The 262-nt window shown below is 64.5% G+C and carries 1 protein-coding gene; it reads right to left on the reverse strand.

Annotated features, from left to right (window positions below; genetic code table 11):
• Positions 1-262: 30S ribosomal protein S2 (rpsB, locus tag FVA95_RS29965; protein WP_149666987.1), on the reverse strand; the 262-nt coding region annotated here is incomplete at both ends.

Raw genomic sequence — 262 nt, forward strand, 5'->3', positions numbered from 1 at the left:
GTCCCCCTCCAGGAGCTCGCGCTCCCAGTCGGGCATGGGCTCGGCCTCAGCAGGCTGCTCACCAGACTTACCAGCCGAGCGAGCCATGAGGCCCTCAGCGGCGGCGTCGGCGATGATGCGGGTCAGTAGGGACACCGAACGAATGGCATCATCGTTACCCGGGATGGCGTAATCCACCTCGTCGGGGTCACAGTTGGTGTCGAGGATGGCGACGACCGGAATCTTGAGCTTGCGAGCCTCGTCGATGGCGAGGTGCTCTTTC

The sequence above is a fragment of the Pseudonocardia sp. EV170527-09 genome, from assembly GCF_008369905.1.
In the GTDB taxonomy this organism is placed as follows: domain Bacteria; phylum Actinomycetota; class Actinomycetes; order Mycobacteriales; family Pseudonocardiaceae; genus Pseudonocardia.